General features: G+C 68.5%; 7 protein-coding genes. 3 read left to right on the forward strand and 4 right to left on the reverse strand.

Annotation, left to right across the window (positions count from 1 at the left end):
• The 3 genes from VM221_01620 to VM221_01630 all read right to left on the reverse strand — a co-directional run.
• A partial coding sequence (locus VM221_01620) for a hypothetical protein (GenBank protein ID HUT73515.1) occupies window positions 1-1059 on the reverse strand: 1059 nt, incomplete at its 3' end.
• 416 nt (window positions 1060-1475) lie between these two features.
• Window positions 1476-1673, reverse strand: coding sequence for a 30S ribosomal protein S21 (gene rpsU, locus VM221_01625; protein HUT73516.1), 198 nt, complete (start codon window positions 1671-1673; stop codon window positions 1476-1478).
• A 304-nt stretch (window positions 1674-1977) separates the two neighbouring features.
• On the reverse strand, window positions 1978-2322 hold the full coding sequence (locus VM221_01630) for a histidine triad nucleotide-binding protein (protein HUT73517.1): 345 nt from the start codon (window positions 2320-2322) through the stop codon (window positions 1978-1980).
• A 167-nt stretch (window positions 2323-2489) separates the two neighbouring features.
• Between VM221_01630 and VM221_01635 the strand changes: the two genes are divergently transcribed.
• From VM221_01635 to VM221_01645, 3 genes are all read left to right on the forward strand, one after another.
• Window positions 2490-5120 (forward strand): GAF domain-containing protein, encoded by a 2631-nt coding sequence (locus VM221_01635; protein HUT73518.1) that lies wholly within the window; start codon window positions 2490-2492, stop codon window positions 5118-5120.
• Window positions 5121-5192: 72 nt separating this feature from the next.
• Complete coding sequence (locus tag VM221_01640; protein HUT73519.1) at window positions 5193-5816, forward strand: response regulator; 624 nt, start codon at window positions 5193-5195, stop codon at window positions 5814-5816.
• 611 nt (window positions 5817-6427) lie between these two features.
• Entirely contained in the window at window positions 6428-7492 is a 1065-nt protein-coding gene (locus VM221_01645) for a uroporphyrinogen decarboxylase family protein (GenBank protein HUT73520.1), read from the forward strand.
• Window positions 7493-7532: 40 nt separating this feature from the next.
• On the opposite strand, the gene VM221_01650 is transcribed toward VM221_01645, so the two are convergent.
• Window positions 7533-7801: hypothetical protein (locus VM221_01650; GenBank protein ID HUT73521.1), on the reverse strand; the 269-nt coding region annotated here is incomplete at its 5' end.

The following is a 7801-nucleotide window of genomic DNA, read 5'->3' on the forward strand; positions in this document are numbered from 1 at the left end:
CACCATGACCGCGATGCGATTGCCCACCAGCACGGCGATGATCATCACCCCCGCCGTCACCGACAGCATGCTCAGCAGCTCCGCCCGCGGCCCGCGCAGGTTGACCAGGTTGACCGCGAACAGGGCCAGGGTGCCGATGAGGGCGGTGAGAGCAAGCAGCCGGGTGTCTTCGTACACGTGCGGTTGCTGCACCCGAACATAGCCCGCCAGTCCCACCACCGCCAGCGCGCACAGGGCGATTATGGCCAGCATCTGCCGCACATTGGGCAGCGCGCTCAGCAATCCGACGGCGCGCAGGGCATCAATGTCATCAGCGCCGGCGATCTCCCCCTGGCGCACGATGACTTCGCCCGCGACCACGGTCTTCTCCACCGGGCGCACGGAGCGCGCCGCGTCGCGGCGCAGGTCCTCGGTGGCCGCGGCGTTATAGCCCAGATTCGGTCGCACCGCGCGCTGGGCGACGGCCGCCACGATCTCCCGCGCGGGCTCCTTGAGCGCCAACTTGGCCGCCGCGGCGCCCGCGGCCTCGCGGGCGGCCTGCACCTTGTCAGCCTCGTCCGGTATCTGGCGGCGCATCGCCTCGCGCACGATCTGCTTGGCCGGTTCGGCCAGCAGGGCCAGCTTGTCCGCTGCCTGGCTCTCAAGCCAGGCAAGGGTCGGCGGCGAAACCTGCGGCAGGACGCGAGCGGGATCCTCGCCGCGCGCGGCGCGTGACACCAGCAGGGCGAATAGCTGCGCCACCTCGTTTTCGGCGTGAGCGATGGCCTCCGGCCTCACCACCACCACCGGCGTCACCCACTGCTGAGCCCGGTCTCGCAGCTGTTCGGTCGCGCGCTCGTCAACGTAGGTCGCAGTGTGCGGGGCGCGAATGGTCTCGGGGCTGGGCTGACCACTCATCAGAAACACGCGCGTGGACTGGTACCCATGCCCGACGACGATGGCGGCGAGTGCCAGCGCGGTGGCCAGGCCCAGAGCCACACGCAGCAGCATACGTCGCCGGCTGAGGCCGGCGCCCAGGCGCCGCCCCAGACGGGCCGTTAGCTCGATAATGGCAGACATGGTAGAGTCCGGAGAGATCCGCCACGGACACGGCGATGGAGAGGGTAGGCAGGGACCGGGGAATGCGCCCGGCTGGGCTCAGGCCGCCGGAGGAAGACGGCGCGCGCCACGCATGAGCGAAACCGGCCGCCGGCGGCGCGGGCGCGGCACGCCTCGCCCGCGAAACTCCGGGCCGCGGGCTCGTCGCCGCGCGCCTCGGGCCCGTCCCTTGTGACCCCCGGGGTTCGCTCGCGGCTGCCCGGCAGGCCCGTCGCTTCGCCGTTACCTGCCACGACCACGGTGACTTCTGTTTGTTCTTCGTCCAATCTGCCCTCTGGGGAACCGCAGGCGCTGACCCCGAGGAAGGAGCCCATGGCACACAAACCCCCGCGCCCGGTAGCGCCGGCCCGCGGGGGAGGTGCCCAGCTCATTAACTGTCAACGGTTGTTACGTGCATTCGCTTTGCGCCGACGGCGCTCCGATGTCGCGGCCAATCGCCGGCGCCGGTCGCTCGGTTTCTCGTAGCGCTCGTGGCGTCGGGCCTCGTCCAGCACGCCATGCTGTTGCAACTGCCGCTTGAACCTCTTTAGAGCGTTCTCCAGCGACTCGTTGTCTCGAATCTCAACCAGCGGCAAACATATCCCTCCCTTCCCTGGGAAACACTTGACTTGGGACCCAACCAGCATTCCCGGAGCTTCGATCACGTCGGGGGTTGCGCTCCGTTCCTGCCTGATTGCGACCCGGAATGGCGCCCTCGTCACAGGCCCCATCGTCGCCTGATTATAGCGTCACCCAGCCCCCTTGTCAACGTCCGCCCGCGAATGGCACAAACGCACACAGACGTGTGCATGCGGCGGCCATAAAGGCGCTCCCAAAGGGGGATCAGCACCGCGCGCAGCGTCCTGTGCCGGCCGGTTCAGCGGCCGAACGGAACCGACTCTATCCCGGCGGCCATGCCATCTGACGTCCCCCTAGGACGTGGACATGGAGATGGGGAACCGACTGGCCTGCGTCGCGGTTGGTGTTGATGACCGCTCTGAAGCCGCCTTCCGCGACTCCGAGGTCGCGCGCCAACCGGGCGATGATCTCACACAGGCGCCCGACCAGATACCTGTCGGCCGCTTGCAGGTCGAGCACGCTCTCGACGTGGCGTACAGGCACGACCAAGATGTGCACCGGTGCCTGGGGATTGATGTCATGGAAAGCGACCACGTGATCGTCCCGGTGGACGATCTTGGCGGGCACTTCGCCACCGATAATCTTGCAGAACAAGCAGTGATCCATCGTCGTCACCTCCGCGTGCGGGAGGTTCGCGTCACAGCGCCGGTGCTCCTGCTGGAGCGTTCATTCCACGAAAGGGCCGGCGCTTCCGGCGTCGAATAGATACAACGGGGCGTCGGCGCGACTGCACGAAGATGCGGTAGAAGGCAGCCGCGCTCGCTGGGAGAGCAATGTCGGTCAGCGCGGACAAGGCGCCGCCGGCGGAATCCGCGGGTGAGTGCCGTCGGCTGCGAGCGGAGAACCGGAAATTGGCTCGCGTCGGCGAGGTGCTGCTTGCCGTGCAGGCGGCGGGCGCGGCGGTCGCGTCGCAGTCCGACCCGGCACAGGCGCTCCAGGAGATCGCCACCAAGGCGCTCGGGGCGGCAGATGCCGACGCCGCTTTCATCCTCCTCGCCGCCGCCGACCGGGAGCACCTGGAATGCAGGGCCGCGGCCGGTGAGATCAGCCCCGATATCGTGCACGCCTCCCCCCTCTTGCCGATCGCTCCCAGCGGCCTCAAGGCTTTGGGGGAAAGCGGCGGAGTTGTCATCAGCGGCAACTCGGCCGAGACGCATGCAGATCTCGGTTGCCCGGCGGCCATCGGGCTCGACAGCAAGAGCCTGGTGGTCGTGCCGCTGATCGCGCGCGGCAGCGTCATCGGAGTGCTGATAGCTACCCGGAAGCGGCGCCGCCGCGTGTTCCGAGAGGCGGACCGGCAAGTGCTGCGTCTGTTCGCGGAGCAGGCCGCTTTGGCGGCCGACAACAGCCGGTTGTACGCCCGAGCCATGGACTGGTCGGCCCAGATGCGCGGGCAGTCGCAGCCGTGGAAGGACATCCTGGACGGCATCCGCGACCCGATCATGCTGCTCGACCGCAGCGACCGGGTCGCGTTCGCAAACAACGCGGTGTTTGCGGCCTTGGGGCGCGAGCCCGAGGACGTCCTGGGGCGGGTGTGGGAAGAGCTCTTCCCACCTGAAGAGGTCGCTGCCATTCGCGCTTCCCAAGCCGCTGGCAAAGGCGGAATCCACAACTGCGAAGTCACCATCGTCCGCCCGGACGGATCGCGCAAACCCCTGCTCCTGAGGTACGGCCACGGCCGCGACCCTGCGGGGTGCTTTCTGGGAACCATCGCCATGGGGGTGGACATCGGAGAGCGCGACCGCATTGAGGGCACCCTGCGCAGGCGCGGCAGCATGCTCGCCACCATCGGCCGTATGGCACGGGCGGTGGGCAGAGGCGCCGACGCGAAGCAGCTTGCAGGGCGGGCCCTGAGCTATGCGCTGAGCCTGCTGGGCCTGGAAACGGGGGTCGTTTACCTGGTCGAGGGCGGCGATTTCGTGCTCACCGCCGCGCGAGGCGTCGGTACCGAGCACATCGCCAGAGGCGGCCGCATAGCAGTAGAGGGCAGCGTCAGCGCGCAGATCCTCAAGCGCGGCAAACCGCTCATTTGCCGCGACCTTCGCCGCACCCGCCGACTCGACCCTGCACTGCGGGCGGTGCTGCCGGATCGGCTTCGCAGCGCGATCATCGTGCCGGTTGCGGAGCGCGACACGCCCATCGGAGTGATGGTGGTCGGCGGCCCTGACGCGACGCCGTTCACGCGCGAGGCGGTGGGCACGCTCAAGATCCTGGCGGCGCTGTTGGGAGCGGGGGCGGCGAACATGCGGCTCTACCAGGCGGCGCGCCTGCGCGCCGAGCGGCTGGCGGTCCTGAGCCACGCGGCGCAGCAGCTCGCTTCCTGTTCCTCGGTCGAGGAGACGATAGCGATCATGTGTCGCGCGATGGCGCGGGTGCTGCGCGCTCGGCGCGTGCTGGGGCTGGAGTACCGCAGGCGAGAAGATCTGCTGGCACCGGTCGGCGCCTACGGGCTGGCCGAGGCGCGCTGGCGCAGACTGCCGCTGGCGTCGCTGGGCAATGCTCCCCTGCTGTCATCCGCGCTCAGCGAGCGTCAGGCCGTGCATTCAGCAGAGGTCGCGGGTGCGGATGGATTGCCTGCGGACTACTGCCGGATCCTGGGATCGCCTTGCGCCATTGCGGTGCCGATCATCACCCGCAGGGGGCGCTGGGGGGTCTGCCTGGCGCAAGACCGGGAGCGCCCGACAGCGCAGACGCGCGATGACATTGACATGGCAATGGCGCTCGCCAACCAGGTCGGCATCACTCTGGACAACGTCTTCCTGCTGCGGGAGGCACAGCGGCGCTCGGAGCAACTGAGCCTGGCGGTGCAGGAGGCGCACCACCGGATTAAGAACAATCTCCAGGCGGTGTGCGACGTGCTCGAACTGGAGCTGTTGGAGCGCGGCGGGGCCGCCTCCGCCGAGAGCATCGAGCACAGCATCCAACGCGTGCGGGCCATTGCCATGGTGCACGAGTTCCTGAGCCGCCACCAGGATGCGGCGACGGTGGACGTGGCGCAGGTGCTGGCGCGGCTGGTGCCGTTGGTCGTGACCGGCAGTCGGCGCAGCGACCAGCGGGTGGAAGTAACGGTGGACGCCTGCCCCCTCAAGCAGAGCGCCAAGCGCACCACCGCGGTGGCGCTCATCGTCAACGAGCTGGTGAGCAACGCCGTGCAGCACGGGTTGAACCATGGGCGCGGCGGCGTCGTCAAAGTCGAGATGAAAGAGGAAGGCGGCAGCATATCGCTCCAGGTAGCGGACAACGGCAGCGGCCTGCCGGAGGGCTTCGAGGCCCACCTGCACGGGCACGTCGGCCTGGAGATAGCGCGGGTGTTGGCGGAGCGGGATCTGCGCGGGACCATCGCCTTCGAGCGCCCGCGCGGTCGCGCCCGCGGGACGGTGGCGTGGGTGCGCTTCCCGAGGTAGCAATGATGCAAAGGGGTCAAGATGGTCGGCAAATGTAGGGCGGCGGTAAGCGAACCGACAGGGCTCAGGAGCATGCGCATTCTGGTCTGCGAGGACGAGGGCCTGACCGTGCTCAAGCTGCGGCGGCTGCTGACGGCAGCCGGCCACACGGTGGTGGGCGAGGCAAGGGACGGCGAGGAATGCCTGGCGCAATCGGAGCAGGCGCAGCCCGATCTGGTGCTGATGGATATCAAGATGCCGGGCCTGGACGGGATCGAGACGACGCGCAGGCTGCTGGAGAAGCGCCCGGTGGCGGTGGTGATGCTCACCGCGTACAGCGACGATGAAACCGTGCGCGCCGCGACGGAGGCGGGCGCCTGCGCCTACCTGGTCAAGCCCGTCAACCGCTGTCAACTCCTGTCGGCGCTCCATGTCGCCGCGTCGCGCTTCGCCGAACTGGAGCAGCTCCGGCGCGAACGGCAGGACCTCAACGAGGCCCTGGAGGCGCGCAAGCTCGTCGAGCGCGCCAAGGGGGTGCTCATGGATCGCGCCGGGCTGACCGAAGCGGAAGCCTTTCGCCGCTTGCAGAAGGCCAGTCGCGACCAGCGCCGTCCCATGAAGCAGGTCGCCCTTGAGGTCATCGAGGCGGGCAGGCTGATGGCGCCGCGGCCCCTGCTTAAGCCCGCGGCGGAGGACGACAATCGCGTCGTGCAGTGAGCCGTCGGCGGCTGGCCGGCGCTGCCCGCCCGGGGGGTGCGTCTGCCCAGGAGCGTTGACAGACAACGCGGCGTCTGGTACTATATGCTGCGACAGGCGAATAAGGACTTTCGAGCCGGCCACAGCGCAGGTTCGAAAGGGCCCCGAATGCCCATCCTCGAAGTGACGAGCGATGGGCTTTTTTCGAGATGTGAATATAGCACCTGGGCGGTGAGCCGGTCGTTCAACAGACGCCAGCATGGCCCCCCTCACCCCGACGGGAGTCGGGGTGCACCATGCCCATCAGGCAGTTGCAGCGCTCACGCGAGCCGTCCAGGTGCTTCCTTTGTTGCTGGCGTCCGGTCAAGGTTTCCGCGGATCAGTCAGGCCTGAGCGGGCGCGTGTGACATGTGGGTGGCTCTTGCCGCCATCCATCGCCGGAAGTTTCACGATTGGGCTTCCGACGCTTCTCTTGATGGCCCCCTAGCCCTTGCCCCCAGGCGTTTCGTCACGGACGCTTGCGGTGCAGGAGGCGGTCTGGGCAACGCCGAAACTGCACCCGCCCGAGGACGGCGGTGACCGGCGCGACCGCGCGGCGGGCATTGTCCCGCGGCGGCACCTACGGAGGACACATGGCGACCCCGGATCCGCGTTTCGAGAGATTCCTCAAGGTCGTGCTCCGGCAGGGCGAGCCGGATCGCGTGCCGTTTTCGGAGCTCTTCCACGACCAGGAGATCATGGAGGCCATCCAGGAGCCGCCCCCGGCGCCGCCGGAGGAGACGGAGGCGTGGGCCGCCTGGCGGGTGCGCTTCTGGCGCGATATGGGGTACGACTACGTCACCCAGGGGGTGGACCTGAGCTTCCCCAGGCCCCGGCTGCTAGCGGCGGACACGGCGCAGCTCTCGCGCGAGCATCGGGGTTGGGTCAACGAGGCGACGGGACCGATTACCACCTGGGATGAATTCGAGGCCTACCCGTGGCCCGAGGTCACGCCGGCCGCCTTTCGCATGTTGGAGGCCGTGGGGCGGCAACTGCCCGACGGGATGAAGGTGGTGCCGACCATCCCCGGCGGGCCGCTGGAGAACCTGACCTTCCTCATGGGTTTCGAAGCCTTCAGCTTCGCGCTGGTGGACCAGCCGAACCTGGTGGCCGCGGTTGTGGAGCGGATTGGCGAAATCCTGTGCCAGGTGGTCGAGAATACCGCCGGCATGGACTTCGTGGGCGCGCAGTGGCTCAACGATGACATGGGTTTCAAGGGCGGCACCCTGGTTTCGCCCGCGGTGCTGCGCCAATACATCTTCCCCACCCAGCGGCGCATCTGCGAGATCGCCCACCGCCATGGCAAGCCGGTGCTGATGCACTCCTGCGGCAGGCTCGATGAGATCATGGACGAGCTGATTGACGACATCGGTATTGACGCCAGGCACTCGTTCGAGGATGTCATCATGCCGGTGTGGGAGGCCAAGCGGCGGTGGGGCGACCGCGTCGCGCTGCTGGGCGGCGTGGACATGGACGTGCTGGCGCGCGGCACCGAGGACGAGGTGCGCGCCTACACCCGCCGCTGCATCGAGGAATGCGCTCCGGGCGGGGGCTGGGCCCTGGGCTCGGGCAACAGCGTCGCCAACTACGTCCCGACGGCCAACTTCCTCGCCATGCTCGACGAGGGCCGGCGCTGTGGCCGCTACGCGGGCTCCTGAACGCGACCGAGCCCGCCGTCATGCCCCCGCGTGGGGCCGGTCAAACCAGTGTCGCGCACAGGCAACCGCGCCAATGGCGCCAGCGCAGGCGCGACCTGCGGCTGAACCCGCCGAGGCCGACAAGCCAGCGCAGGCGGCTGGTGGCGCACAGCGGAGTCGGGGGTGTTGCGGACGTGGGTTCGATTCCCACCGCCTCCACCAACCTATCGCGCTCGAAACCTCTCTCGACCAGAACCGAGAGCATCGCGCCTGTCGGCCCCGATGGCCTTTTCACGCGCACGATTCGCCTGATTCTGGCGTTTCGATGCC

The organism is Armatimonadota bacterium (genome assembly GCA_035527535.1).
GTDB lineage: Bacteria > Armatimonadota > Hebobacteria.